The sequence below is a fragment of the Escherichia sp. TW09308 genome (assembly GCF_000208565.1).
Taxonomy (GTDB): Bacteria; Pseudomonadota; Gammaproteobacteria; order Enterobacterales; family Enterobacteriaceae; genus Escherichia; species Escherichia marmotae.
Genome location: NZ_AEME01000001.1, coordinates 4,584,965 through 4,611,046, shown reverse-complemented (window position 1 = coordinate 4,611,046; position 26,082 = coordinate 4,584,965). Strand labels below are relative to the sequence as shown.

The window sequence follows — 26,082 nt, the reverse complement described above, 5'->3', positions numbered from 1 at the left end:
TCTGAATTTATTGATAGATAAACAGAAAAAAGCGTCGTTGTCAGCATAAAATAACGACACAAAGGGCGGAATAATTCACTACCATTCAGGGGATTATGCTGGACAATTTTCATTCTCTAATGTTTTTAATTTGTAATTATTGCTGAAAAAAAATTAATCACCTGCCAAAAGAAATAAAAAAGAGAAAGCCTCCGATTAAATTATTTCGCTACACTGGTTCCACTTTTGTGATTTGTACGGGTTACCTATGAAGCTGACCATCATTCGATTAGAAAATTTTAGCGACCAGGACCGGATTGACCTGCAAAAGATCTGGCCGGAGTATTCCCCTGCGTCTTTACAGGTTGACGATAACCACCGTATCTACGCCGCGCGTTTTAACGAGCGCCTGCTTGCTGCCGTGCGAGTAACCTTAAGCGGCACTCAGGGGGCACTGGATTCCCTACGCGTGCGGGAAGTCACCCGCCGACGCGGTGTGGGGCAATATCTGCTGGAAGAGGTGTTACGTAACAATCCTGGCGTTTCATGCTGGTGGATGGCGGATGCCGGTGTGGAAGATCGCAGCGTGATGGCGGCGTTTATGCAGGCGTTGGGATTTAAGGAACAACCGGGCGGCTGGGAAAAGCATTAATATTCAGGTGTGATGACAAACGAGGGATTGCCTGATGCGCTACGCTTATCAGGCCTACAATGTGTATTTCAATTTACTGATTTCTGTAGATCTTGTAGGCCGGATAAGGCGTTTACGCCGCATCCGGCATGAAGCAATGAACTTGATATCAGCAATTTGACGGCAACCCTGGGTTGCCGATTAATGATTACTTCGCATCGGTCGCCGTGCCATTAGCGTGCCAGTCAAACACGCCGAACTCGAAGCCTTTCAGATCGCCTTTCTCATCCCAGGTCAGCGGCCCCATCACCGTATCAACCGGGTTCGCTTTCAGGTATTTGGCGATCTCAGCCGGATCGTCGGACTGGTTCAGACCCGCCTGTAAAGATTGCAGTGCCGCGTAGGTGGTCCACACGAATGCGCCGCTTGGATCCTGTTTTTTCGCTTTGATCGCGTCAACAATTGGTTTGTTCGCCGGAACCTGATCGTAGTTCTTCGGCTTGGTCACCAGCAGACCTTCCGCTGACTCGCCCGCGATATTAGACAGCGAGACGTTAGCCACACCTTCCGGCCCCATAAACTGGGTTTTCAACCCCGCCGCACGTGCCTGACGCAGGATCTGCCCCATTTCCGGGTGGTAACCGCCGTAGTAAACGAAGTCGATATTCTCTTTCTTCAGACGCGCCACCAGGGTTGAGAAGTCTTTTTCTCCGGCGGTGATGCCGTCAAAGAACACCACGTTAGCGTTACCTTTCTTCAGGCCGTCCTGCACCGCACGCGCCAGACCTTCACCGTACTGCTGTTTGTCATGAACGATAGCAATACGCTGCGGTTTCACTTTCTCAAGAATATATTTCGCCGCTGTTGGTCCCTGGTCAGAGTCCAGGCCAGTGGTGCGCATAATCAACTTATAGCCACGCGCGGTCAGTTCTGGCGCGGTTGCCGCTGGGGTGATCATTAAAATACCTTCATCTTCATAGATGTCAGACGCTGGCTGCGTTGATGAAGAACAGAGGTGGCCAATCACATATTTTATGCCGTCGTTAACAACTTTGTTCGCCACTGCTACCGCCTGTTTCGGGTCACAGGCATCGTCATATTTTACGATTTGCAGTTTGTTGCCTTTAACGCCGCCTTTGGCGTTAATATCCGCAACTGCCTGCTCTGCGCCAGTAAATTCCTGGTCACCATACTGGGCTACCGGGCCAGACATCGCTCCGACAACCGCGACTTTGATATCTTCCGCCAGAGCCATATTGCTGAATGCCAGCGCGATACATCCTGCCAGTAACGCTTTACCCTTTATATTCATCCTGAGAATCCCCATTCTTCTGGTTATTACGTGTATTGTGATGTTGTTGTGCAGCACTTTATTTCGTTTTATGTATGACTACCCGTGCCTTAGCAGCATACTCTGCTAAAACATACCCGATTTTTATGATTTTGGAACGAGAAATTTAGACGAAACACCACAAATTCATAACAAAAATTACCATCATTGAGAACCATATCTTCGCTTAGATATTTATAAATACATGAAATGTATATTAATATATTATTTGCTATATTTATGGCATATCTTAAATAAGATATTCAGCTCAAGAATAAATAAACCATTAATCATCATTTAAAACAATAAAATATAACCCACCCTTCCTCTTATTTATTACAAAAAGTTTATTAGCAATTTTAGCCAACGCTACCATCTGTGATCCTGTTAACATTTTAATTTATTCGAATTAATATAAAATCTTAGACCAAGGATTCATCCTTAATATGATAAGAAACATAACATTCGAATTATGAATATTTATTTCTTATCAGCCGCGCCATAACTATAAAAGGAACTTATCATTTGAATCAGTTCGATATTATAATTCTGACACACGGTGAAGCTGGGAATTATTTATTATCCAGCAGCGAAATGATTGTAGGTAAAACAAAAAATTCCACGTCGCTTTCTCTGCAGCCTGGAATGTCACCTGAAACACTTATGCTACAAGTAAAAGCGGTACTCAGGCCTGGTATTGATACGCTCATATTCACAGATATCTATGGCGGAACACCATCAAATATTGCCCTCCTTCTTTCTAAAGATTTTCCCATTCGCTGTATCAGCGGTGTCAATTTGGCTATGTTAATCGAAGCCAACATGTTACAGGATTCTGACGAAATACTTACCTTTGAAGAATATGTTCAACATGTACATGATGCGGGTAAAGAAATGGTTCAAACTTATTACTTTAATAAAGGATGATAAACTATGAGTATAGTACATGCCCGTATTGATTACCGTTTAATTCATGGACAAGTTATAACAAAATGGTTAAAAAGAAGTGATGCTAATAAAATAATTGTCATTGATGACCCTTTATCACGCGATCCTTTTCTTGCCGAAGTCTATAAGATGGCAGCGCCAAGTGGCGTCGAAGTAATAATGACATCTATTGAAGATGTATTACAGCGCTGGAATAGCAATAACTTCTATGAAGGAAAGCTATTAATACTTTTCAAATCGATCGATTCTGCATTACAAACCATACAAGGTGGTTTAATACTAGAGGAATTACAGGTCGGCGGCGTTGAAAACACTCCAGGAAGGAAAATAGTTTTCAATCAAATATCACTCAATCATGAAGATGCCGACAAACTTCAAATCATCGAAGATAAGAATATAAAAGTTTATTTCCAAACTATTCCTGAAGAAGATCCTGCCAGCCTACAAAAAATCAAAAATAAGTTACCTTAATTAAGGAGAGGAACTTATGTCTATTTTTACCGCAGCAATTATTGCCCTGGTATATTGGATATCCCAGGCAAAAGTATGGTACGGTTTTTCTATTATGCGTATGCCATTATCGATAGCGCCTATTATGGGACTAATCTTTAATGATATGCCAACCGCTTTATCTGTTGGGGCCACCTTACAGATGATCTATATCGGGAGTATTGCCCCGGGAGGAAACCCTCCTGCCGATGAAGGTTTAGCCTCGTGTATCGCAATCCCAATTGCACTTACCGCAGGTATTAAACCAGAAATTGCTATCTCTTTAGCTATTCCTCTGGGATTGCTGGGCGTGGTTCTGGAAAACGTGCGCAAAACACTGAACACTACGTTTGTCCACATGGCTGACCGCTATGCAGAAAAAGGGGATATCAAAGGCATACAACGCGCAGCCACAATATATCCTCTCCTGTTAGCCTTTCCGATGCGTTTTGTACCGGTATTCATCGCCTGTTTGTACGGCCCGGATGCCATTGCCTCTTTTGTAAACCTGCTTCCCGCCTGGTCGACGAATGGACTGGCGATTGCCGGTAATATTCTGCCTGCACTCGGTTTCGCAATAACCATCATTGTCATCGGTAAAAAACAATATATCCCTCTGTTCATTATCGGCTTTTTCCTCGTGACCTATTCAGGTTTGAATACTATTGGCATCTCTATTTTTGGACTCTGTGCCGTCCTCTTATATATGCAGTCACAAAATGCAAAAGGAACGCAAAATGGATAATACAATTGAGTCAGGATACTCAGCATCCTCACCAATTACGCAAAGAGATGTTCAGATTGTTTGGCTAAAATGGCACGCGTTCTCTGAAACATCTTTGAATTTCGAACGCTTGCAAGCGCTGGCATTTTGTAACGCAATGACAGGGGTATTAGCGAAATTATATCCCGATGAAAAAGATCTCGCTAAAGCCCTACAACGCCATTTAACCATGTTCAACACTCAGGCGAACTGGGGATCGGTTATCGCTGGTATTAGTATTGCGCTGGAGGAAAAAGCAGCTCAGGAACCAGAAGAACAACGTGAAGCAACAACGCAGCTCGTTACGGGTTTAAAAACGGGTCTTATGGGGCCTGTATCAGGTATTGGTGACACGTTAGACTTTGGTACATTGCGCCCCATTGTTATTGGTGTCTGTATCCCGTTTGTTATTCAGGGATACGTTATTGCCGCACTTCTCCCCCTGATTTACCAGGTTGTTTACATGTTTTTCGCCAGTCGATTTGCACTCAATATCGGCTATAAAAAAGGGAAAGAATCAATCCTGGAAATCCTGCATTCTGGTAGCATTCATCGAATCATTGAAGGCGCAGGAATGTTCGGGTTGTTGATGATGGGGGCGCTTTCAGCAACATATGTAAAAATTAAGACGCCATTGCACATTACAACCGGTGGCGGTAATACCATCGTCTTGCAGGATATGCTGGATAAAATTGTACCTAACATGTTGCCGCTTATTGCCGTGTTGGGTATTTATTTTTACATACAAAAGTGTGGCCCACATTTCTTACGCATTCTGGTAACTATTCTGTTTTTAAGCCTGGCGTTTTCTTTCTTTGGAGTTTTATAAAATGAAAAAGATAACTATCACGCCAAGACCTTTTGTTGATAAAGGCAAAGTCTATATTGAAAAACTACAATCTGCAGGTTATGACGTTGAATGTAATACCAGTGGAGGTCGATATAGCAAGGAAGAACTCATCGAGAAAATTAAATATGCAGATGCCATTATTACCGGCAACGATCCTTTAGACAGAGAAGTGATTGATCAGGCCAAAAACTTGAAGGTTATATCGAAATATGGTGTAGGGTTAGACAATATAGATGTCAATTACGCGAATAGAAAAGGCATCGTAGTGCACAAAGCTCTCAATGCCAATTCTATTTCCGTTGCAGAGATGGCCATCCTGATGATGCTCTCCAGTTGCCGAAAATATGTCGAAACCGAGAATCAAGCCAGAAATGGTCAGGATGTCAGGCTTGTCGGTCATGAGCTATATCAAAAAACGCTGGGATTAATTGGGCTTGGTGCAATTGGTCAGCATGTTGCCCATATTGCTCATTCTCTTGGAATGATTATCACCGCCTATGATCCCTATCTCGATAAAAATAAAGTTCCATCTTATATAGAGCTTAAATCACTGGATGATATTTATCATCATAGCGACATCCTTTCTCTACATTTGCCGTTACTGGATAATACTCGTAATCTGATCAACGAGACGGTATTCGATAAAATAAAACCCTCGGCCATTTTAATTAACACAGCAAGGGGGGGATTGGTTGATGAAGAATCTTTATATAGCGCACTTATTAATCAGAAAATAGCCTTTGCCAGCGAAGATATTGAGTTGAAGGAACGTTCAGCAAAAATTAAAGAACTAAAAAATTATTCTATTACACCTCATGCTGCTTCATTCACCAATGAGGCCGAGCATAACACCATGCAAATTTCTATTAAAAATGTCCTACAGGAACTGGAGAAAGAATAATGAAAGAGCTTAAAGGGATTATTACCGCAATGGTAACGCCTTTCGATGAAATGGAAAAAATGGACATTTCAGCAGCAAAAAAAATGGCACGTTGGTTAGTCGATAAAGGCGTACACGGCTTGTTTATTTGCGGAACGAACGGTGAGTTTCATTTGCTCTCCGATGACGAAAAAGTTGAACTAACAAAAGCCGTAGTTGAAGAAGTTGGCAATGAAGTGACTATTTGTGCAGGCGCGGGTTGCTGTAGCACAAAACAAACTATTGAATTAACAAAACGCTTAGTAGATGCAGGTGCCGATTACATTTCCGTTGTGACACCATACTACCTGGTGCCTAACCAGGAAGATTTATACCGCCACTATTATGATATTGCCTTAAGCACAACAGCCCCCATTATTCTTTATAACTTGCCGGGTCAGACAGGGTTGAGTATTGAATATGAAACGGCAAACCGTTTAGCCGATATTGAAAATATCGTAGCGATAAAAGATAGCAGTGGTAAATTTGAAGTTCAGAAACAATATCTGGAAATATCTAAACATAAAAACTTTAAGGTGTTAAATGGCTCAGACTCCTTAATGCTGGATGCATTTAAAGAAGGTTCTGTGGCTGCTGTTGCTGCAACATCGAATGTTCTGCCTACTATTGAAGTCGATTTATATAACTACTTCATGGCCGGTGAACTGGATAAAGCACAGGAAGAGCGCAACAAGATGGATTCGCTACGCATGACCATTAAAAAAATGACTGCGCCTGCGGTAATGAAGGAAGCACTAAACCTGATGGGCGTGAAAGCCGGTATTACCCGTAGACCAATTCATATGCCAAACGACGCGATCGTCGAAGACATCAAGGAAATGCTAAAAGGCTATAAATTCCTGTAAATGATAAATGCCGGATGCACCTTATCCGGCAAGACAGCAGAAACAAAAACCCCCGGACTCGCTTCCAGGGGTTATCAGGTACAGCTCAACGCGTTGTGCAGTTACGCTTCAATAGCAGCGCGAAGTTTTTTCATCGCGTTCTTTTCAAGCTGACGCACACGCTCGGCGGAAACGCCGTAACGGTCAGCCAGTTCCTGCAACGTAGATTTGTTGTCTTCGTCAAGCCAGCGCGCGCGGATGATGTCCTGGCTACGTTCGTCCAGACCTTGCATCGCGTCGGTCAGACGGTTTGCCGCCTGCTCTTCCCAGTTATCATCTTCAATGCCGTCGGCAAAGTTAGATGATTTATCCTGCAGATAGAGCACCGGAGCCATCGGTTGGCTATCGGAATCGTCGTCGGAAGACATATCGAATGTCATGTCTTGTGCCGCCATACGCGATTCCATCTCACGCACGTCTTTGCTGGTAACGCCCAGTTCGCGAGCCACCATTTCGACTTCATCCTGATTAAACCAGCCCAGACGCTGCTTGGTTTTACGCAGGTTAAAGAACAGTTTGCGCTGTGCTTTGGTCGTCGCAACTTTAACGATACGCCAGTTACGCAGAACGTATTCGTGGATCTCTGCTTTGATCCAGTGGACGGCGAAGGAGACCAGGCGCACACCCACTTCCGGGTTGAAACGGCGCACTGCTTTCATCAGGCCGATGTTACCTTCCTGAATCAAATCCGCCTGTGGCAGGCCATAGCCCGCATAATTACGAGCAATATGAACAACAAACCGCAGGTGAGACAGGATCAGCGTTTTAGCTGCTTCCAGATCGCCATGGTAATGCAGCTTTTCAGCCAGCGCCCGCTCCTCGTCAGCCGACAACATCGGCCACGCGTTAGCTGCCCGGATGTAGGAATCCAGGTTGCCAACAGGGGCTAAAGCTAAACTTTGCATTTTGTCAGTCATTCAAATCCTCTCAATCGATATCTTCTGGCGCCTCAGTGGTAGCAACAACTGTGCCAGAGCTTAAGAGCAACGAGATTATCATTCACAGTTTTATCAGACCGTGATTTTATCCACAAGTTCAATGCTGGCTTGTGAATAAATTACGCACAAAATGTGACATAGAGATGAAATACCGGGAAGAGACAACGGGGTCTCTTTCCCTGCTACGGAACCCATTGCAGGGAAAGAGTATAGCACGCTTTTATTATTCCGGCGTAAAGTGGCGTAAATGCTGCACCGTGGCAAGCCACGCTGCCACCCAGCCAATCATCGAACACACCAGCAACAACAACAGGCATTCATCGAAAGATAACCCATTGATATCAAACTTCGTTCCGAATACCTGTGCCACTTCTGCAACCGCCGATGACAAACGTAGCACCAGGATTTCTGACAAAATTAATGACAGCAATGCGCCAGAAAATCCCAGCAGCGCACCACCGTACAGGAACGGGCGAAGGATGAAACCATCCGTCGCGCCAATCAGTTTCTGCACGTTAATAGAATCACGACGGGCAAAAATGCTCAGACGCACACTGTTGCCGATAACAAGGAACACTGCCGCCACCATCAGCACGCCGATCATTGCCGAAACACGCCCAACCAGCCCAGTCAGCGCGGTCAGACGGGCAAACCAGCTATCGTCCATTCGCACTTCATCAATGCCGTTAATCTGGGTAATACGGTCACGTAGCGTATTCAGTGACTCCGTACCCTGAAAATCGAGTTTCGGGATCACCACCGCTACTGCCGGAAGCGGGTTTTCCTCCAGCATATCCAGCGCACCGCCAAAACCAGACCAATTACGGAACTCGCCCAGCGCGTCTTCACGAGAAAGATAATTCACTTTCTCCACGCCCTGCTCGGCCTGTAGCTGCGCAACCACCCCCGCTGCGGCATCATCGTCCAGCGTTTTTTGCAGATAAACGGTGATTTGCGGTGACGGATAATATTGCGTCGCCGCATGGTTGACGTTTTTGTACACCATATAACAAACGCTGGGCAGCGTCAGGGAGATGGCGATCACCATCACCGTTAAAAACGTGGCGAACGGTTTGCTTTTTAGATCCTGCAAAGCACCGTGGAACGCATAGCGCACCTGTTCGTTGAAAACATTGGTTTTGCGATTCGCCGGTTTCGGTGATGACTTCGCTCGTTTCGGCGCGTTACGACCACCGTCGCCAGAGCCGCCGACCGATTTACGGAAACGATCCAGACGTCCACCGAATTGGCGAATATTATTAATTGCATCGCGCTTATTCATGGGTCACGCCTCCATGCAAGTGACCATCGCTCAGAGTGAGCATGCGATAGGAACGCCGCGAAATCAGGTTAATATCGTGCGTTGCCATTAATACTGTTACTCCAACGCGGTTAAACTCTTCAAACAAACGTAAAATCCCTTCTGACAGCGCGTCGTCCAGGTTACCGGTCGGTTCATCCGCCAGCAGTACCGCAGGTTTGTTAACCACCGCACGGGCAATGCCAACGCGTTGTTGTTCACCGCCAGAAAGCTGAATAGGAAAGTTCTTCGCTTTGTCCAGTAGCCCGACTTTATCCAGCGCCGCCGATACACGGCGACGGATATCGTCACCACTGGCACCGGCGATAATCAGCGGGATCGCCACGTTATCGTAGACAGTACGATCCATCAGCAGATGGTGATCCTGGAAAATCATACCGATCTGGCGGCGCAGAAACGGAACTTCACGGTTTTTCAGACGCGTGATGTCATGGCCGCTAAACCAGATTTTCCCGGCGCTGGGCCGCTCAATCCCACAGATCAGCTTCAGGAGGGTACTTTTCCCTGCGCCGGAATGACCGGTCAGAAACGCCATCTCACCCGGCTGCATATGGAACGTCACGCCCTGCAGCGCCTGCCTCCCACCGAGATAAGCCTTGCTGACATGTTCAAAGCGAATCATTTTTAGTCCTCTCGGGCAAAAAGTGCCTCAATAAAGTCGTCCGCTTTAAACGGACGCAAATCCTCAATACGTTCGCCTACACCAATATAGCGGATAGGAATACCAAACTGGTCAGCCACCGAGAAAATTACCCCGCCTTTTGCCGTGCCGTCCAGTTTCGTCAGCGTGATACCGGTTAAGCCAACCGCTTCGTGGAACAGTTTGGCCTGGCTTACCGCATTCTGCCCGGTGCTGGCGTCGATAGTCAGCATAACTTCATGCGGAGCTTCAACGTCGAGTTTCTTCATCACGCGAACGATTTTCTTCAGCTCTTCCATCAGGTGCGATTTGTTCTGCAAACGTCCGGCGGTATCGGCAATCAGGACATCAACATTACGCGCCTTAGCGGCCTGAATGGCATCGAAGATAACAGAGGCGGAGTCCGCACCGGTATGCTGGGCAATCACCGGAATATTATTGCGCTGTCCCCAGACCTGAAGCTGCTCAACCGCTGCCGCACGGAAAGTATCGCCTGCCGCCAGCATTACCGACTTGCCCTGCTGCTCAAACTGACGCGCCAGCTTGCCGATGGTCGTGGTTTTACCCACACCGTTGACGCCCACCATCAGGATCACGAATGGTGTTTTGCCTTCGACATTCAGAGGCTCATCAACCTTCGCCAGAATCTCACCCATCTCTTCTTTCAGCAGGCCGTAGAGCGCCTCAGCATCGCGAAGCTGCTTGCGTGATGCGCCTTCTGTCAGATTGGTGATGATTTTGCGTGTGGTTTCCACGCCCACATCGGCAATCAAAAGCTGTTCTTCCAGCTCTTCAAACAGATCATCGTCGATTTTTTTCCCACGGAACAGGCTGATAAATCCGGAACCGAGGTTTTCTTTCGTTTTTAACAGGCTGCGCTTCAGGCGCGCGAAGAAACCTTCTTTGGTTGGTTTTTCCTGTTCCTGAGCGATTTCTTTAACCGGCTGATCTTCTTCTGCCGGAGTAACCACCATCACCGCCTCTTCTACCGCTTCGGCGGCCAGTGCCTGCGCTTCCAGCTCTTCGTCAGTGATTTCTTCTTGCGCCGCTTGTTCTTCCGCCGCGTCGACAATCTCCACGGTTTCCGCTTCTGCCTGCCATTCTTCTGGCGAAACTTCCTGGGCTTTGACTTCTTCCGGCAGCGGCAGTTCTTCACGCTCAATAGCCACCGGTTCCGGCGTGACTTCAGGTTCAACTACCGGCGCTGGCGCTTCTTCAACTATAGATTCCGGCTCTGCAATAACTTCCGGTTCGCTAACAGCTTCAGGCTGCACTTTCTCACTTTCGACAACCTGTTCGCTTACTTCCACCACTTCGGCAGCAAAAGTTTCCGCCCCGGCTTCAGTATGAACCTGCGGCTGCTCTTCAACAGCTTGTTCAGCTACTTTCGCAGGCTCTTCTGCCTGAACGATTTCTTCTACAACCTGTTGTTCATTTTGGACTTCTGTCTCTTTTTCCGGGGTCTGCTCTTTTTGACCAAAGCCCAGCCAGGAAAAAAAGCCACGTTTTTTTTCTTTCGCCATCTGCGACTATACTCCTCGCTGTTGCTTCATGGCACAGCGTTCACGCTATGTACATAGCAGCTAAAAAAATGATGAAATAGTCTATCACTTAACTTATTCCACATCACCGCCTGCAATTATGTGTTATCTGGCGGATTGAGCACTTTATCATGAAAAAACCGAATCATTCCGGCAGCGGTCAAATCCGCATTATTGGCGGGCAGTGGCGAGGCCGTAAACTCCCGGTTCCTGATAGCCCAGGTCTACGCCCCACTACTGATCGCGTACGTGAAACCTTGTTTAACTGGCTAGCGCCGATAATTGTTGATGCGCAATGTCTGGATTGCTTCGCAGGTAGCGGGGCTCTGGGGCTGGAAGCCTTGTCACGCTACGCTGCGGGAGCTACGCTGGTTGAGATGGATCGTGCAGTATCTCAGCAGTTAATCAAGAATCTGGCGACGCTGAAAGCAGGCAATGCGCGAGTCGTGAACACCAATGCGATGTCTTTTCTAATGCAAAAAGGAACGCCGCATAATATTGTGTTTGTTGACCCACCGTTCCGCCGTGGCTTGTTGGAAGAAACCATTAATTTACTGGAAAACAACGGCTGGCTGGCTGATGAAGCCTGGGTTTATGTTGAAAGTGAAGTAGAAAATGGCCTTCCCACCGTTCCGGCAAACTGGTCGTTGTATCGCGAAAAAGTGGCGGGTCAGGTCGCTTATCGGTTGTATCAGCGTGAAACACAAGGAGAAAGTGATGCTGATTAATATTGGACGTTTGTTAATGCTCTGCGTTTGGGGATTTTTAATCCTCAATCTTTTTCAACCATTCCCACGCCCGCTGAATATTTTCGTTAATGTCGCGCTGATTTTTACGGTTCTGATGCATGGTATGCAACTGGCGCTGTTGAAATCGACCTTACCGAAAGATGGCCCACAGATGACCACTGCCGAAAAGGTGCGTATTTTCCTTTTCGGCGTGTTTGAACTGCTGGTCTGGCAGAAGAAATTTAAAGTTAAAAAATAACCTTATTGCTCGCCAACAAAGCTGACAAAACGCGTTCCTTTAAAGCTCAACGTACCTTTATCACCCACCGTCAGGGCATGGTACTGTTGAGCGTCAAGACGGAACGTCTGCTCCAGTCCGCCGCTTTGCGGTTTGAAACTCGCCTCATAACGCAGACTGGTGCCAGCCGGTATCACTTCCTGCTGACGCGAACGACGATCGTTAATCGGTGTTTCTCGCTTATTGCTCACCACCACCAGTTGTTGCTGGAGCGGTGCCATATCATTATCAGCTTTTTCCCGTCGCTGCTGCATAAAGCGAAACGATGCGGCGACAATGATTAAGCCAATGATAACAATAAAGAAAAGAGGTGCCTTGCTCATCTTTATCCCTCATCGGAAAATGCGGAAATAAGCATACCCTGCCAGTTATGGTGTTGTCATCCGTCCACCCTCGCCACTAAACTGGAAGCAAGACTGTAGGCATTCCGCTTACGAAAAAATAACGAATTCAAGGAACTAAGATGCTTTGGTCGTTTATCGCTGTCTGTCTTTCCGCATGGCTATCTGTGGATGCATCGTACCGTGGGCCAACCTGGCAACGCTGGCTATTTAAACCGTTAACCCTTCTTCTCCTGCTATTGCTGGCCTGGCAGGCACCAATGTTCGACGCGATTAGTTATCTGGTGCTGGCGGGGCTGTGTGCGTCACTGCTGGGTGATGCGTTAACCCTGTTACCACGCCAGCGTCTGATGTACGCCATCGGCGCGTTTTTCCTCTCACACCTGCTGTACACCATCTATTTCGCCAGCCAGATGACGCTCTCCTTCTTCTGGCCGTTGCCGCTGGTACTGCTGGTGCTGGGCGCGCTATTACTGGCCATTATCTGGACGCGTCTGGAAGAGTTCCGTTGGCCTGTCTGTACTTTTGTCGGTATGACGCTGGTAATGGTGTGGCTGGCAGGTGAGCTGTGGTTCTTCCGCCCGACCGCTCCCGCACTCTCTGCTTTTATGGGCGCTGCACTGCTGTTCATCAGTAACTTTGTCTGGCTGGGTAGTCACTATCGCCGCCGCTTCCGTGCGGATAACGCCATTGCAGCGGCTTGCTATTTTGCCGGTCACTTCCTCATCGTCCGCTCACTGTATCTCTGATAAAACTTGACTCTGGAGTCGACTCCAGAGTGTATCCTTCGGTTAATGAGAAAAAACTTAACCGGAGGATGCCATGTCGACTCCTGACAATCACGGCAAAAAAGCCCCTCAATTTGCCGCGTTCAAACCGCTAACCACGGCACAGAACGCCAACGACTGTTGCTGCGACGGCGCATGTTCCAGCACGCCAACACTCTCTGAAAAAGTCTCCGGCACTCGCTATAGCTGGAAAGTCAGCGGCATGGACTGTGCCGCCTGTGCGCGCAAAGTAGAAAATGCCGTGCGCCAGCTTTCTGGCGTGAATCAGGTACAGGTGTTATTCGCTACCGAAAAACTGGTGGTTGATGCCGACAATGACATCCGTGCGCAAGTTGAATCGGCGGTGCAAAAAGCGGGCTATTCCCTGCGCGATGAACAGGCCGCCGAAGAGCCAAAAGAATCACGCCTGAAAGAGAATCTACCGCTGATTACGCTCATTGTGATGATGGCGATCAGTTGGGGACTGGAGCAATTTAATCATCCGTTCGGCCAACTGGCGTTTATCGCCACCACGTTGGTTGGGCTGTACCCGATTGCTCGCCAGGCGTTGCGCTTAATTAAATCCGGCAGCTATTTTGCTATTGAAACGTTAATGAGCGTAGCCGCCATCGGCGCGCTGTTTATTGGCGCAACGGCAGAAGCCGCGATGGTATTGCTGCTGTTTTTGATTGGTGAACGGCTGGAAGGTTGGGCTGCCAGCCGCGCACGTCAGGGCGTCAGCGCATTAATGGCGTTGAAACCAGAAACCGCCACGCGCCTGCGTAACGGCGAACGTGAAGAAGTGGCGATTAACAGCCTGCGCCCTGGCGACGTGATTGAAGTTGCTGCGGGCGGGCGTTTACCTGCCGACGGTAAACTACTCTCACCATTTGCCAGTTTTGATGAAAGCGCCCTTACCGGCGAATCCATCCCTGTGGAACGCACAACAGGCGATAAAGTCCCTGCAGGTGCCACCAGCGTCGACCGACTGGTTACACTGGAAGTGCTATCAGAACCGGGTGCCAGCGCCATTGACCGCATTCTGAAACTGATCGAAGAGGCCGAAGAGCGCCGCGCACCGATTGAGCGATTTATCGACCGTTTCAGCCGTATTTACACGCCTGCGATTATGGCCGTCGCCCTGCTGGTGACGCTGGTGCCACCGCTGCTGTTTGCTGCAAGCTGGCAGGAGTGGATTTATAAAGGGCTGACGTTGTTACTGATTGGCTGCCCGTGTGCGTTAGTTATCTCCACGCCTGCGGCGATTACCTCCGGGCTGGCGGCAGCGGCGCGTCGTGGGGCGTTAATTAAAGGCGGCGCGGCGCTGGAGCAGTTAGGTCGTGTTACCCAGGTGGCGTTTGATAAAACCGGTACGCTAACCGTCGGTAAACCGCGCGTTACCGCGATGCATCCGGCAACCGGTGTTAGCGAATCTGAACTCCTGGCGCTGGCGGCAGCGGTGGAGCAAGGGGCAACACATCCACTGGCGCAGGCCATAGTTCGTGAAGCGCAAGTTGCCGCACTCAGCATTCCTGGCGCAGAGTCACAGCGAGCGCTGGTCGGCTCTGGCATTGAAGCGCTGGTCAACGGCGATCGGGTGCTGATATGCGCCGCAGGGAAACATCCTGCCGAAGCATTCGCCGGTTTGATTAACGAACTGGAAAGCGCCGGACAAACGGTAGTGCTGGTGGTGCGTAACGATGACGTGCTTGGTGTGATTGCGTTGCAGGATACGCTACGCGCCGACGCCGCAACTGCCATCAGTGAACTAAACGCGCTGGGCGTTAAAGGGGTGATCCTCACCGGCGATAATCCGCGTGCAGCGGCAGCCATTGCCGGTGAACTGGGGCTGGAGTTTAAAGCTGGATTACTGCCGGAAGATAAAGTCAAAGCCGTGACCGAGTTGAATCAACATGCGCCACTGGCGATGGTGGGCGACGGTATTAACGACGCACCAGCTATGAAAGCCGCAGCCATTGGGATTGCAATGGGTAGCGGCACAGACGTGGCGCTGGAAACCGCCGATGCAGCGTTAACGCATAACCATCTGCGTGGTCTGGTGCAGATGATTGAACTGGCACGCGCGACTCACGCCAATATCCGCCAGAACATCACTATTGCGCTAGGGCTGAAAGGGATCTTCCTCGTCACTACACTCTTGGGTATGACCGGCCTGTGGCTTGCGGTGCTGGCAGACACGGGGGCGACGGTGCTGGTAACGGCGAATGCGTTGCGGTTGTTACGCAGGAAGTAAAGGTGTTGCCTGATAGCCTCTGGCTATCAGGCTTAACGCTGGGGCGGGAACGGCGGCATAGTCAGGAAAGCGTAATATAGCGCTAACATCAGAATGACGGAGATAACACTGAATGCAGCAACCAGGCGAGATGCTAATGATGGCCTTTTGAACATCAACCACAGAGCATAAGCAAGCCCGACGCCGTTGAGTAAAGGTAAAAATATCATTAGCCAGAGCCAACCCCATGCAAGTACCCCCAGCCATCCCCCCACGACGATAAAAACAGGGAGCTGCCAATTGGGGGCGAATATCGCGAGCAATCCCAGCAATCCCAGACAAACTGGAATTAAATAATCCATTTGTGCATTCCATTACACTTGCTTGCCGGATGCGGCGTAAACGCCTTATCCGGCCTACACAGAGCATCGAACTCGTAGGCATGATAAGACGCGACAGCGTCGCATCAGGCATTGTGCACCATATCGCCAGATGCAGCTTAAACGCTTTATTCGTTATACAAACCGGTTGCAAGCCGCAAAATTGAGCGCGATCGCCCCCCTCGCCCCTCTGGGGTGAGGGTTAAGGTGAGAGGAAAAGGCGGCATCGAAGCCAATCTGCCCCCATCAGCCACCTTTGCGAATCAAATAACGATAAGGCAGTCCGTCCGTCTCTTTGGCCACCAGTTCGTGTTCCATAAAGGTACAAAACCCAGGAATATCGCGGGTCGTGGCCGGATCATCGGCAATAATCAGCAACGTTTCGCCAGGCTGCATATTACGCACGGTTTTACGCACCATCATCACCGGTTCCGGGCAGCGCAGGCCTAGTGCGTCAAGTGTGTGGTCAGGGCTGGAAAAGAGATCGGTCATTTTCTTCTCGTCACATAAAAAAACGGCGCTAGTTTACGCCCTGCGAGTCCGTAAGCAAACCAGGTTAACGATTGCGTGAAAATTAACCATTGCATTGTTAACACAAAGCAGTATCATGCGGCGGCTCGAAAAAAGGGTAAGCACGTTATTATCTCACTATAAAATAACGTGCCGTACGTATTGGGTTCCCTCACCCCAATGGTTAATCAAAAAGGTACAATATGAACGCTTTCTCGCAAACTCAACGCTATAAAGCGTTGTTCTGGTTATCGTTATTTCATCTACTGGTGATCACCTCCAGTAACTATCTGGTACAGCTTCCGGTCTCTATTTTCGGTTTTCATACCACCTGGGGCGCGTTTAGCTTTCCGTTTATTTTTCTTGCTACCGACCTGACCGTGCGTATTTTTGGCGCGCCGCTGGCTCGTCGTATCATCTTTGCGGTGATGATCCCCGCGTTGCTGATCTCCTACGTCATCTCGTCGCTGTTTTATATGGGTTCATGGCAGGGATTCGGCGCTCTCGCCCACTTCAACCTGTTTGTCGCCCGTATCGCTACCGCCAGCTTTATGGCCTACGCGCTGGGACAGATCCTCGACGTACACGTCTTTAACCGTCTGCGTCAGAGTCGTCGTTGGTGGCTGGCACCGACGGCTTCCACACTTTTCGGTAACGTCAGCGACACATTGGCCTTCTTCTTTATTGCTTTCTGGCGCAGTCCGGATGCCTTTATGGCCGAACACTGGATGGAAATCGCGCTGGTTGATTACTGTTTCAAAGTGTTAATTAGCATCGTTTTCTTCCTGCCAATGTATGGCGTATTACTCAATATGCTATTGAAAAGACTGGCAGATAAATCCGAAATCAACGCTTTGCAGGCCAGTTAAAGGTTCGTTATCAGACTTGTGATAAGATGGATGAATGAGCCGTTATGGCCGTTTATCAAAAGGAAGATGTCAATGCGCAATCTGGTTAAATATGTCGGAATTGGCCTGCTGGTTATGGGGCTTGCGGCCTGTGATGATAAAGACACTAACGCTACAGCGGAAAGCACAGTCGCGGAAAGTAACGCTACCGCGAATACCGTCAACCTGCTTGATGGCAAGTTAAGCTTCTCGCTGCCAGCAGATATGACCGACCAGAGCGGTAAGCTGGGAACACAGGCCAATAACATGCACGTCTGGTCCGACGCCACTGGGCAGAAAGCAGTGATTATTATTATGGGCGATGATCCGAAAGAAGACCTGGCTGTGCTGGCGAAGCGTCTGGAAGATCAGCAACGTAGCCGCGATCCACAACTGCAAGTGGTGACTAACAAAGCCATTGAGCTGAAAGGTCACAAAATGCAGCAGTTAGACAGCATCATCTCCGCTAAAGGCCAGACGGCGTACTCTTCCGTCATTCTGGGTAACGTGGGAAATCAAATGCTGACGATGCAAATCACGCTGCCTGCTGACGATCAGCAAAAAGCGCAGACCACCGCAGAAAACATCATTAATACACTGGTGATTCAGTAATTTTAAGATGATGAAACGGCCTCCGGTACTTGCTCCGGAGGCCGTTTTTTTAATCGCCACGTCAGCAATAACGCGATTGCTACCAATCCCGCCGCCGCCAGATAAATCACTGGCACACCTGCCCAACTCATCACCAGCCCAGCCAGCGGCCCGGTCACGCCCAGCGATAAATCCATAAACACAGTATAGGTTGCCAGCGCCGCCCCCTGATTCTGCTGAGGCACCGCTTTTACCGCCCCCACGCCCAACGCCGGGAACACCAGCGAAAATCCCGCCCCCGCCAGTAGGACGCCGATTTTCGCCATCCACGGCATGGTCGCCACGCCAACCAATAGCAGGCCGATAATCTCAACGCTAAAGCAGATCATCGCCACGTTTAAGCCGCCAATACGATTAATACCGTTAGGGAATAACAGCCGCGTACCGACAAATGCACAGCTAAACAGCGTCAGCGCGAAAGCTGCGCCGTCCCAACCTTTAGCGTCATAAAACAGTGTGATAAAAGTGGCGATGACACCAAATCCGGCGGAAGCTAACGCCAGTGCCATGCCGTATAGCCAGACGCGCCCAAGCACCGCGCGAAACGGCAGCGGCTTGCCTTTGTTGGCTTTCACTGAAGGACGCGGGATCGCCAACAGAATTGCCACCAGTGCCACGCCCATAATGATTAACGCCAGCGCCTGCAAACCGCCCCAGTGATAAAACAGCACGCCCAACGGCGCGCCCATAGCCATCGCCCCGTAAGTGACAATGCCGTTCCAGGAAATGACTCGCCCGATATGCAGCGAACCAACCACGCCAACGCCCCACAGTGTCGAGCCGGTGCCGGCAAAACTTTGTCCAATGCCGAGAATTACACGCCCCAGACACAGTAATAACAGGCTGATGACGGGCAGACTGGCGGTTAATCCTGCCGTCAGATACCCCAGACCACTCAAAAAGCAGCCGCACAGACCAAAGATGACTATCTTTTTTGGCCCCAGCAAATCGGCGTAACGGCCGGCATGAGGACGACTCAGCAAGGTGGCGAAATATTGCAGGCTGATAACCAGCCCCGCCCAGAAGGCGCTAAAACCCATCACATCATGGACATAGCCCGGCAATACAGCGAGCGGCAACCCGATGGTGAGGTAGCTGGCGAAGTTAAACATGACAATGGAGACAATGCGCAAATTCAGGCGCAATCCGTTAAATGCCGGTTCGGCAACGGGTTCGGGCATGAGGATCACCACGTTTTTACAACAGTGTTTCATTTTTACCACGTGCTGACGTGGAAATCAGCAGTAAGAATCAGAATATTGCTGGCGTGACTCCCGCTACACTTAATACAAAAAGTCACAAGGAAGCCCCAATGGAAACCCCTCAACCCGATAAAACGGGTATGCACATCCTGCTGAAGCTGGCCTCACTGGTGGTGATCCTCGCGGGTATTCACGCAGCAGCAGATATCATAGTGCAACTGTTGCTGGCGCTGTTTTTCGCCATTGTCCTCAACCCGCTGGTCACCTGGTTTATTCGTCGCGGAGTCCAGCGTCCCGTTGCCATTACGATTGTGGTGGTAGTAATGCTGATCGCACTTACCGCGCTGGTCGGCGTGCTGGCGGCATCGTTTAACGAATTTATCTCCATGTTGCCGAAATTTAACAAGGAACTGACGCGTAAACTCTTTAAATTACAAGAAATGTTGCCATTTCTTAATCTGCATATGTCGCCGGAACGGATGCTTCAGCGGATGGACTCAGAAAAACTCGTAACGTTCACCACTGCGCTAATGACCGGACTTTCCGGGGCAATGGCGAGCGTGCTTTTGCTGGTGATGACCGTGGTTTTCATGCTGTTTGAAGTGCGCCACGTGCCTTACAAAATGCGCTTTGCGCTGAATAACCCACAGATTCACATCGCGGGATTACACCGCGCACTCAAAGGCGTTTCGCATTATCTGGCCTTGAAGACGCTGTTAAGTTTATGGACGGGCGTGATCGTCTGGTTAGGGCTGGCGCTGCTGGACGTACAGTTTGCACTGATGTGGGCAGTTCTGGCGTTTTTGCTCAACTACGTGCCCAATATCGGCGCGGTGATCTCCGCCGTGCCGCCGATGATTCAAGTGCTGCTGTTTAATGGCGTTTACGAATGCATCCTGGTCGGCGCACTGTTTTTAATCGTCCATATGATCATCGGCAATATTTTAGAACCACGGATGATGGGCCATCGCCTTGGAATGTCCACCATGGTGGTGTTTCTTTCATTGTTAGTCTGGGGATGGCTGCTCGGCCCGATTGGCATGCTACTTTCAGTACCACTAACCAGCGTGTGTAAAATCTGGATGGAAACCACGGAAGGCGGCAGCAAACTGGCGATTTTACTGGGACCAGGCAGACCGAAAAGTCGGTTACCGGGATGAGGCGACAAGTGATACGATACGCACTTTCCATCATAATTAAACGTTGGCCCTGATATGTATCGGATAGTTCTGGGGAAAGTTTCGACCTTAAGCGCAGCTCCACTGCCACCGGCTTTGCGCGATCAAGCACCGCAAGGCCCACGGCGAGAACGTTGGCTGGCGGGGCGTGCATTGCTTTCGCACACGCTTTCTCCACTACCGGACATCATCTACGGTGAACAAGGGAAACCCGCCTTCCCCCCGGAAACGCCGCTCTGGTTCAACTTAAGTCATAGCGGTGACGATATCGCCCTGCTGTTGAGCGATGAAGGTGAAGTCGGCTGTGATATCGAAGTGATTCGCCCGCGCGCCAACTGGCGTTGGCTGGCGAACGCGGTGTTCAGCCTCGGAGAACATGCCGAAATGGACGCTGTGCATCCTGACCAACAACTGGAAGTGTTCTGGCGTATCTGGACACGCAAAGAAGCCATCGTTAAACAGCGTGGCGGCAGCGCCTGGCAAATCGTCAGCGTAGACAGCACCTACCAGTCATCGCTGTCAGTCAGCCATTGCCAGCTCGACAATTTAAGCCTGGCAATCTGCACCCCTACTCCCTTTACGCTCACCGCCGACAGTGTGCAATGGATCGATTCACTTAACTGATCCGCCCGTCCGACTGCCTATATCTTGATCCAGAACAGGTTATCAGTATGACGAATACTTAAAATCGTCATACTTATTTCCGCCATCTATTTTAATCCATTGGGGTTACCATGTTCTCCACACTCCGCCGCACTCTGTTTGCGCTGCTGGCTTGTGCGTCTTTTATCGTCCATGCCGCCGCGCCAGATGAAATCACCACCGCCTGGCCGGTGAACGTCGGGCCACTAAACCCGCACCTTTACACGCCTAACCAGATGTTCGCCCAGAGCATGGTTTATGAACCATTGGTGAAATATCAGGCAGACGGTTCGGTGACCCCGTGGCTGGCAAAAAGCTGGACCCATTCGGAAGATGGCAAAACCTGGACCTTCACCCTGCGTGATGACGTGAAATTCTCTAATGGTGAACCGTTCGATGCAGAGGCCGCAGCAGAAAACTTCCGCGCAGTGCTCGATAACCGTCAACGTCACGCCTGGCTGGAGCTGGCAAACCAGATTGTTGATGTCAAAGCACTCAGTAAAAACGAGCTGCAAATCACCCTGAAAAGCGCCTACTATCCTTTCCTGCAAGAACTGGCTCTGCCGCGCCCTTTCCGCTTTATCGCTCCGTCACAATTTAAAAACCACGAAACCATGAACGGGATTAAAGCCCCGATTGGCACCGGGCCGTGGGTTTTGCAGGAATCGAAACTGAATCAATACGATGTCTTCGTCCGTAACGAAAACTACTGGGGTGAAAAACCGGCAATTAAAAAGATCACCTTCAACGTGATCCCCGACCCGACTACTCGCGCGGTAGCTTTCGAAACCGGTGATATCGACCTGCTGTACGGTAATGAAGGGCTGCTGCCACTCGATACCTTCGCCCGCTTTAGCCAGAACCCGGCTTACCACACTCAACTGTCACAACCGATCGAAACTGTGATGCTGGCGCTTAATACCGCCAAAGCCCCTACCAACGAGCTGGCAGTGCGGGAAGCGCTCAATTACGCCGTAAACAAAAAATCGCTGATTGATAACGCATTGTATGGCACCCAGCAGGTTGCCGACACTCTGTTTGCCCCTTCTGTGCCTTACGCTAATCTCGGCCTGAAGCCGCGCCAGTACGATCCACAGAAAGCGAAAGATTTGCTGGAAAAAGCAGGCTGGACGCTGCCTGCGGGCAAAGATATCCGCGAGAAAAACGGTCAGCCGCTGCGCATTGAACTGTCGTTCATCGGCACCGATGCGTTAAGCAAATCAATGGCAGAAATCATTCAGGCCGATATGCACCAGATTGGCGCTGATATCACATTAATTGGAGAAGAAGAGAGCAGTATCTACGCCCGCCAGCGTGACGGTCGATTTGGCATGATTTTCCACCGCACCTGGGGCGCGCCATACGATCCACACGCTTTCCTGAGTTCGATGCGCGTACCGTCGCACGCTGACTTCCAGGCACAGCAAGGATTAGCCGACAAGCCGCTGATTGATAAAGAGATTGGCGAAGTGCTGGCGACCCATGACGAAACACAACGTCAGGCACTATATCGCGACATTCTGACCCGTCTGCACGACGAGGCGGTTTATCTGCCAATCAGCTATATCTCGATGATGGTGGTGGCAAAACCGGAACTGGGCAACATCCCCTACGCGCCGATTGCCACTGAAATTCCGTTCGAACAGATTAAACCGGTGAAACCTTAATGTTGCGTTATGTATTGCGCCGCTTTCTGCTGCTGATCCCGATGGTGCTTGCCGCCTCGGTGATCATTTTTCTGATGCTACGCCTCGGCACCGGCGATCCAGCGCTCGATTATCTGCGTCTGTCCAACCTGCCGCCGACGCCGGAAATGCTGGCTTCTACCCGCACAATGCTCGGTCTGGATCAGCCGCTGTACGTGCAATACGGCACCTGGCTGTGGAAGGCGCTACATCTTGATTTTGGTGTCTCATTCGCCAGCCAACGCCCGGTGCTGGACGATATGCTGAATTTCCTGCCCGCCACGCTGGAACTGGCAGGCGCAGCGCTGGTGTTAATTCTGCTCACTTCCGTGCCGCTCGGTATCTGGGCGGCGCGCCATCGCGATCGCCTGCCCGATTTCGCCGTGCGTTTTATCGCGTTTCTCGGCGTGTCGATGCCTAACTTCTGGCTGGCATTTTTGCTGGTGATGGGGTTTTCGGTGTATCTGCAATGGCTGCCCGCGATGGGCTACGGCGGCTGGCAGCACCTCATTTTACCTGCGGTATCCATCGCCTTTATGTCGCTGGCGATAAACGCACGTCTGCTGCGCGCCAGTATGCTGGACGTCGCCGGTCAGCGTCACGTGACCTGGGCGCGGCTACGCGGTCTGAACGACAAACAGACCGAACGCCGTCACATCCTGCGCAATGCCTCGCTGCCGATGATCACCGCCGTGGGGATGCACATTGGCGAACTGATCGGCGGGACAATGATTATCGAAAATATCTTTGCCTGGCCGGGCGTCGGCCGTTACGCCGTGTCGGCAATTTTTAACCGTGACTATCCGGTCATTCAGTGTTTTACGCTGATGATGGTGGTGGTTTTTGTGGTCTGTAATTTGATTGTTGATTTGATCAATGCTGCGCTGGACCCGCGTATTCGTCGTCATGAAGGAGCGCACGCGTGAACTTTTTCCTCTCTTCCCGCTGGTCGGTACGTCTGGCGCTGATCATTATCGCCCTCCTGGCGCTGATTGCGCTCACCAGCCAGTGGTGGCTACCGTATGATCCACAGGCGATTGATCTGCCTTCTCGCCTGCTTTCGCCAGATGCGCAGCACTGGTTGGGCACTGATCATTTAGGCCGCGATATTTTCTCGCGGCTGATGGCGGCGACTCGCGTGTCGCTCGGCTCAGTAATGGCCTGCCTGCTGCTGGTACTGACGTTAGGGTTGATTATTGGCGGTAGCGCCGGGCTGATTGGCGGGCGCGTCGATCAGGCCACCATGCGCGTTGCGGATATGTTTATGACCTTCCCGACCTCGATTCTGTCGTTCTTTATGGTCGGCGTACTCGGCACCGGGCTAACCAACGTGATTATCGCCATCGCCCTGTCGCACTGGGCGTGGTACGCACGTATGGTGCGCAGCCTGGTGATTTCACTGCGCCAACGCGAGTTTGTGCTGGCGTCACGGCTTTCTGGCGCGGGCCATGTGCGGGTGTTTGTCGACCATCTGGCAGGCGCGGTGATCCCTTCGCTGCTGGTACTGGCAACGCTGGATATCGGCCATATGATGCTGCACGTGGCGGGAATGTCCTTCCTCGGCCTCGGCGTGACCGCGCCGACCGCCGAATGGGGCGTGATGATTAACGACGCGCGCCAGTATATCTGGACTCAGCCGCTACAAATGTTCTGGCCGGGGCTGGCGCTGTTTATCAGCGTGATGGCCTTTAACCTGGTGGGTGACGCACTGCGCGATCATCTGGATCCTCATCTGGTGACGGAGCACGCACACTAATGCCGCAACAGATTGAACTGCGCGATATCGCGCTACAGGCCGCAAAGCCGCTGGTGCACGGTGTATCGTTAACCCTGCAACGCGGGCGCGTGCTGGCGTTAGTTGGCGGTAGCGGCAGCGGGAAATCATTAACCTGCGCCGCGACGCTGGGCATTCTACCCGCAGGCGTTCGCCAGACGGCTGGGGAAATTTTAGCCGATGGCAAACCGGTTTCTCCCTGCGCCCTACGCGGTGTCAAAATTGCTACCATCATGCAAAACCCACGCAGCGCCTTTAATCCGCTGCACACCATGCACACCCACGCGCGGGAAACCTGCCAGGCGTTAGGGAAACCCGCCGATGACGCCACGCTTATCGCAGCCATAGAAGCAGTGGGGTTGGAAAACGCTGCGCGCGTGCTGAAGCTGTACCCGTTCGAGATGAGCGGCGGCATGTTGCAGCGCATGATGATTGCGATGGCAGTGCTGTGTGAATCACCGTTTATCATCGCTGATGAACCAACTACCGACCTTGATGTGGTGGCGCAGGCGCGCATCCTTGATCTGCTGGAAAGCATTATGCAAAAGCAGGCTCCGGGAATGTTGCTGGTCACTCATGATATGGGCGTAGTGGCGCGTCTGGCGGACGATGTAGCAGTGATGTCACACGGTAAGATTGTCGAACAGGGCGATGTCGAAACGCTGTTTAACGCGCCGCAACATCCGGTGACGCGCAGCCTGGTTTCCGCTCATCTCGCGCTTTACGGTATGGAGCTGGCATCATGACTTTACTTAACGTTTCCGGCCTTTCACATCACTATGCGCACGGTGGATTTAGCGGTAAGCACCAGCATCAGGCGGTACTGAATAACGTTTCTCTGACCCTGAAAAGCGGTGAAACTGTCGCCTTGCTGGGGCGCAGCGGCTGTGGGAAAAGTACTCTCGCACGGCTGCTGGTGGGTTTAGAGTCGCCGTCGCAGGGCACGATTAGCTGGCGCGGTGAACCGCTGGCGAAGCTCAATCGCGCCCAGCGTAAAGCGTTCCGCCGTGATATTCAGATGGTGTTTCAGGACTCCATCAGCGCCGTTAACCCACGCAAAACCGTGCGCGAGATCCTGCGTGAGCCGATGCGTCACCTGTTATCGCTGAAAAAATCGGAGCAACTGGCGCGCGCCAGCGAAATGCTGAATGCGGTAGATCTCGACGACAGCGTGCTCGACAAGCGCCCACCGCAGCTAAGCGGCGGTCAACTCCAGCGCGTCTGCCTGGCGCGCGCGCTGGCAGTCGAACCGAAATTGCTGATTCTGGATGAAGCCGTTTCTAACCTTGACCTGGTACTGCAGGCGGGAGTGATTCGCCTGCTGAAAAAGCTGCAACAGCAGTTTGGCACCGCCTGCCTGTTCATCACCCACGACTTACGCCTGGTAGAACGTTTTTGCCAGCGGGTAATGGTGATGGACAACGGGCAAATCGTCGAAACCCAGGTGGTGGGAGAGAAATTAACCTTTTCCTCTGACGCCGGACGTGTGCTACAAAACGCGGTATTACCCGCATTCCCCGTGCGCCGTCGCGCCACAGAAAAGGTTTAACGC

General features: G+C 50.7%; 29 protein-coding genes. 20 read left to right on the top strand and 9 right to left on the bottom strand.

Features of this window, described 5'->3' with window-relative positions:
- Positions 1-247: 247 nt before the first annotated feature.
- Complete coding sequence (panM, locus tag ESM_RS0122535) at positions 248-631, top strand: aspartate 1-decarboxylase autocleavage activator PanM (RefSeq protein ID WP_000778773.1); 384 nt, start codon at positions 248-250, stop codon at positions 629-631.
- A gap of 187 nt (positions 632-818) precedes the next feature.
- On the opposite strand, the gene livJ is transcribed toward panM, so the two are convergent.
- Entirely contained in the window at positions 819-1,922 is a 1,104-nt protein-coding gene (gene livJ, locus ESM_RS0122530; RefSeq protein WP_010381090.1) for a branched chain amino acid ABC transporter substrate-binding protein LivJ, read from the bottom strand.
- 543 nt (positions 1,923-2,465) lie between these two features.
- On the opposite strand from livJ, the gene ESM_RS0122520 reads away from it, so the two are divergent.
- The 6 genes from ESM_RS0122520 to dapA are packed head-to-tail and all read left to right on the top strand — an operon-like array spanning position 2,466 to position 6,775.
- Positions 2,466-2,867: a PTS sugar transporter subunit IIA gene (locus tag ESM_RS0122520; RefSeq protein WP_001071222.1), complete on the top strand. Its 402-nt coding sequence runs from the start codon at positions 2,466-2,468 to the stop codon at positions 2,865-2,867.
- 6 nt (positions 2,868-2,873) lie between these two features.
- The gene (locus tag ESM_RS0122515; protein WP_000029258.1) at positions 2,874-3,359 is read left to right on the top strand and encodes a PTS system mannose/fructose/N-acetylgalactosamine-transporter subunit IIB; all 486 of its coding nucleotides are present in this window, start codon (positions 2,874-2,876) and stop codon (positions 3,357-3,359) included.
- A 16-nt stretch (positions 3,360-3,375) separates the two neighbouring features.
- Positions 3,376-4,122 (top strand): PTS mannose/fructose/sorbose/N-acetylgalactosamine transporter subunit IIC, encoded by a 747-nt coding sequence (locus tag ESM_RS0122510; protein WP_000021881.1) that lies wholly within the window; start codon positions 3,376-3,378, stop codon positions 4,120-4,122.
- Positions 4,115-4,969 carry a PTS system mannose/fructose/sorbose family transporter subunit IID gene (locus ESM_RS0122505; RefSeq protein ID WP_000370586.1) on the top strand — a complete coding sequence of 285 codons (855 nt, stop codon included), beginning with the start codon at positions 4,115-4,117 and terminating at the stop codon, positions 4,967-4,969. The genes ESM_RS0122510 and ESM_RS0122505 overlap by 8 nt, the downstream gene beginning before the upstream one ends.
- 1 nt (position 4,970) lies before the next feature.
- Positions 4,971-5,891 (top strand): phosphoglycerate dehydrogenase, encoded by a 921-nt coding sequence (locus ESM_RS0122500; RefSeq protein WP_000724417.1) that lies wholly within the window; start codon positions 4,971-4,973, stop codon positions 5,889-5,891.
- Positions 5,891-6,775: a 4-hydroxy-tetrahydrodipicolinate synthase gene (gene dapA, locus ESM_RS0122495; RefSeq protein WP_000661258.1), complete on the top strand. Its 885-nt coding sequence runs from the start codon at positions 5,891-5,893 to the stop codon at positions 6,773-6,775. Before ESM_RS0122500 ends, dapA begins: the two co-directional genes overlap by 1 nt.
- Positions 6,776-6,876: 101 nt before the next feature.
- Here the strand turns inward: dapA and rpoH are convergent, their stop codons facing one another.
- The 4 genes from rpoH to ftsY all read right to left on the bottom strand — a co-directional run bounded on the left by rpoH (position 6,877) and on the right by ftsY (position 11,236).
- Positions 6,877-7,731: an RNA polymerase sigma factor RpoH gene (gene rpoH, locus ESM_RS0122490; RefSeq protein ID WP_000130220.1), complete on the bottom strand. Its 855-nt coding sequence runs from the start codon at positions 7,729-7,731 to the stop codon at positions 6,877-6,879.
- A gap of 244 nt (positions 7,732-7,975) precedes the next feature.
- Positions 7,976-9,034, bottom strand: a complete 1,059-nt coding sequence (gene ftsX / locus ESM_RS0122485) for a permease-like cell division protein FtsX (protein ID WP_001042022.1) — start codon at positions 9,032-9,034, stop codon at positions 7,976-7,978.
- A complete protein-coding gene (ftsE, locus tag ESM_RS0122480) occupies positions 9,027-9,695 on the bottom strand; it encodes a cell division ATP-binding protein FtsE (RefSeq protein ID WP_000617724.1) in 669 nt (222 codons plus the stop codon). Before ftsE ends, ftsX begins: the two co-directional genes overlap by 8 nt.
- 2 nt (positions 9,696-9,697) lie before the next feature.
- On the bottom strand, positions 9,698-11,236 hold the full coding sequence (ftsY, locus tag ESM_RS0122475) for a signal recognition particle-docking protein FtsY (protein ID WP_001040682.1): 1,539 nt from the start codon (positions 11,234-11,236) through the stop codon (positions 9,698-9,700).
- Between the two features lie 149 nt (positions 11,237-11,385).
- Here ftsY and rsmD point away from each other — a divergent pair, with 149 nt between their 5' ends.
- Together rsmD and ESM_RS0122465 are read left to right on the top strand one after the other, a co-directional pair.
- Positions 11,386-11,982, top strand: a complete 597-nt coding sequence (rsmD, locus tag ESM_RS0122470) for a 16S rRNA (guanine(966)-N(2))-methyltransferase (protein WP_000743180.1) — start codon at positions 11,386-11,388, stop codon at positions 11,980-11,982.
- A complete protein-coding gene (locus ESM_RS0122465; RefSeq protein WP_001517271.1) occupies positions 11,972-12,241 on the top strand; it encodes a DUF1145 family protein in 270 nt (89 codons plus the stop codon). The genes rsmD and ESM_RS0122465 overlap by 11 nt, the downstream gene beginning before the upstream one ends.
- A 2-nt stretch (positions 12,242-12,243) precedes the next feature.
- Here ESM_RS0122465 and ESM_RS0122460 read toward each other — a convergent pair whose 3' ends face one another.
- A complete protein-coding gene (locus ESM_RS0122460; RefSeq protein ID WP_000030471.1) occupies positions 12,244-12,603 on the bottom strand; it encodes a DUF2500 domain-containing protein in 360 nt (119 codons plus the stop codon).
- A 140-nt stretch (positions 12,604-12,743) separates the two neighbouring features.
- Between ESM_RS0122460 and ESM_RS0122455 the strand changes: the two genes are divergently transcribed.
- Positions 12,744-13,370 (top strand): lysoplasmalogenase, encoded by a 627-nt coding sequence (locus ESM_RS0122455; protein ID WP_000964706.1) that lies wholly within the window; start codon positions 12,744-12,746, stop codon positions 13,368-13,370.
- 73 nt (positions 13,371-13,443) lie between these two features.
- Positions 13,444-15,642 (top strand): Zn(II)/Cd(II)/Pb(II) translocating P-type ATPase ZntA, encoded by a 2,199-nt coding sequence (gene zntA, locus ESM_RS0122450; RefSeq protein WP_000106513.1) that lies wholly within the window; start codon positions 13,444-13,446, stop codon positions 15,640-15,642.
- Between the two features lie 32 nt (positions 15,643-15,674).
- Here zntA and ESM_RS0122445 read toward each other — a convergent pair whose 3' ends face one another.
- Complete coding sequence (locus tag ESM_RS0122445; RefSeq protein ID WP_000385060.1) at positions 15,675-15,983, bottom strand: hypothetical protein; 309 nt, start codon at positions 15,981-15,983, stop codon at positions 15,675-15,677.
- A 264-nt stretch (positions 15,984-16,247) separates the two neighbouring features.
- On the bottom strand, positions 16,248-16,493 hold the full coding sequence (tusA, locus tag ESM_RS0122440) for a sulfurtransferase TusA (RefSeq protein ID WP_000130621.1): 246 nt from the start codon (positions 16,491-16,493) through the stop codon (positions 16,248-16,250).
- A gap of 221 nt (positions 16,494-16,714) precedes the next feature.
- On the opposite strand from tusA, the gene ESM_RS0122435 reads away from it, so the two are divergent.
- Both ESM_RS0122435 and dcrB read left to right on the top strand, forming a co-directional pair.
- Positions 16,715-17,380, top strand: coding sequence for a 7-cyano-7-deazaguanine/7-aminomethyl-7-deazaguanine transporter (locus tag ESM_RS0122435; protein WP_000991081.1), 666 nt, complete (start codon positions 16,715-16,717; stop codon positions 17,378-17,380).
- Between the two features lie 72 nt (positions 17,381-17,452).
- Positions 17,453-18,010, top strand: a complete 558-nt coding sequence (gene dcrB / locus ESM_RS0122430; protein WP_001245289.1) for a phage sensitivity protein DcrB — start codon at positions 17,453-17,455, stop codon at positions 18,008-18,010.
- A 2-nt stretch (positions 18,011-18,012) separates the two neighbouring features.
- Here the strand turns inward: dcrB and ESM_RS0122425 are convergent, their stop codons facing one another.
- A complete protein-coding gene (locus ESM_RS0122425) occupies positions 18,013-19,263 on the bottom strand; it encodes an MFS transporter (protein ID WP_029329892.1) in 1,251 nt (416 codons plus the stop codon).
- Between the two features lie 98 nt (positions 19,264-19,361).
- Between ESM_RS0122425 and ESM_RS0122420 the strand changes: the two genes are divergently transcribed.
- From ESM_RS0122420 to nikE, 7 genes are all read left to right on the top strand, one after another.
- Entirely contained in the window at positions 19,362-20,411 is a 1,050-nt protein-coding gene (locus ESM_RS0122420) for an AI-2E family transporter (protein WP_010381063.1), read from the top strand.
- 54 nt (positions 20,412-20,465) lie between these two features.
- Complete coding sequence (gene acpT, locus ESM_RS0122415; protein ID WP_000285763.1) at positions 20,466-21,053, top strand: 4'-phosphopantetheinyl transferase AcpT; 588 nt, start codon at positions 20,466-20,468, stop codon at positions 21,051-21,053.
- A gap of 110 nt (positions 21,054-21,163) precedes the next feature.
- Positions 21,164-22,738 (top strand): nickel ABC transporter substrate-binding protein, encoded by a 1,575-nt coding sequence (gene nikA, locus ESM_RS0122410; protein WP_000493136.1) that lies wholly within the window; start codon positions 21,164-21,166, stop codon positions 22,736-22,738.
- Entirely contained in the window at positions 22,738-23,682 is a 945-nt protein-coding gene (nikB, locus tag ESM_RS0122405) for a nickel ABC transporter permease subunit NikB (RefSeq protein WP_000947086.1), read from the top strand. The genes nikA and nikB overlap by 1 nt, the downstream gene beginning before the upstream one ends.
- Positions 23,679-24,512 (top strand): nickel ABC transporter permease subunit NikC, encoded by an 834-nt coding sequence (gene nikC, locus ESM_RS0122400; protein WP_001008957.1) that lies wholly within the window; start codon positions 23,679-23,681, stop codon positions 24,510-24,512. Before nikB ends, nikC begins: the two co-directional genes overlap by 4 nt.
- Positions 24,512-25,276: a nickel import ATP-binding protein NikD gene (gene nikD, locus ESM_RS0122395; RefSeq protein ID WP_001136196.1), complete on the top strand. Its 765-nt coding sequence runs from the start codon at positions 24,512-24,514 to the stop codon at positions 25,274-25,276. The genes nikC and nikD overlap by 1 nt, the downstream gene beginning before the upstream one ends.
- Positions 25,273-26,079 carry a nickel import ATP-binding protein NikE gene (gene nikE, locus ESM_RS0122390; protein ID WP_000173709.1) on the top strand — a complete coding sequence of 269 codons (807 nt, stop codon included), beginning with the start codon at positions 25,273-25,275 and terminating at the stop codon, positions 26,077-26,079. Before nikD ends, nikE begins: the two co-directional genes overlap by 4 nt.
- The last annotated feature ends 3 nt before the right edge of the window (positions 26,080-26,082 follow it).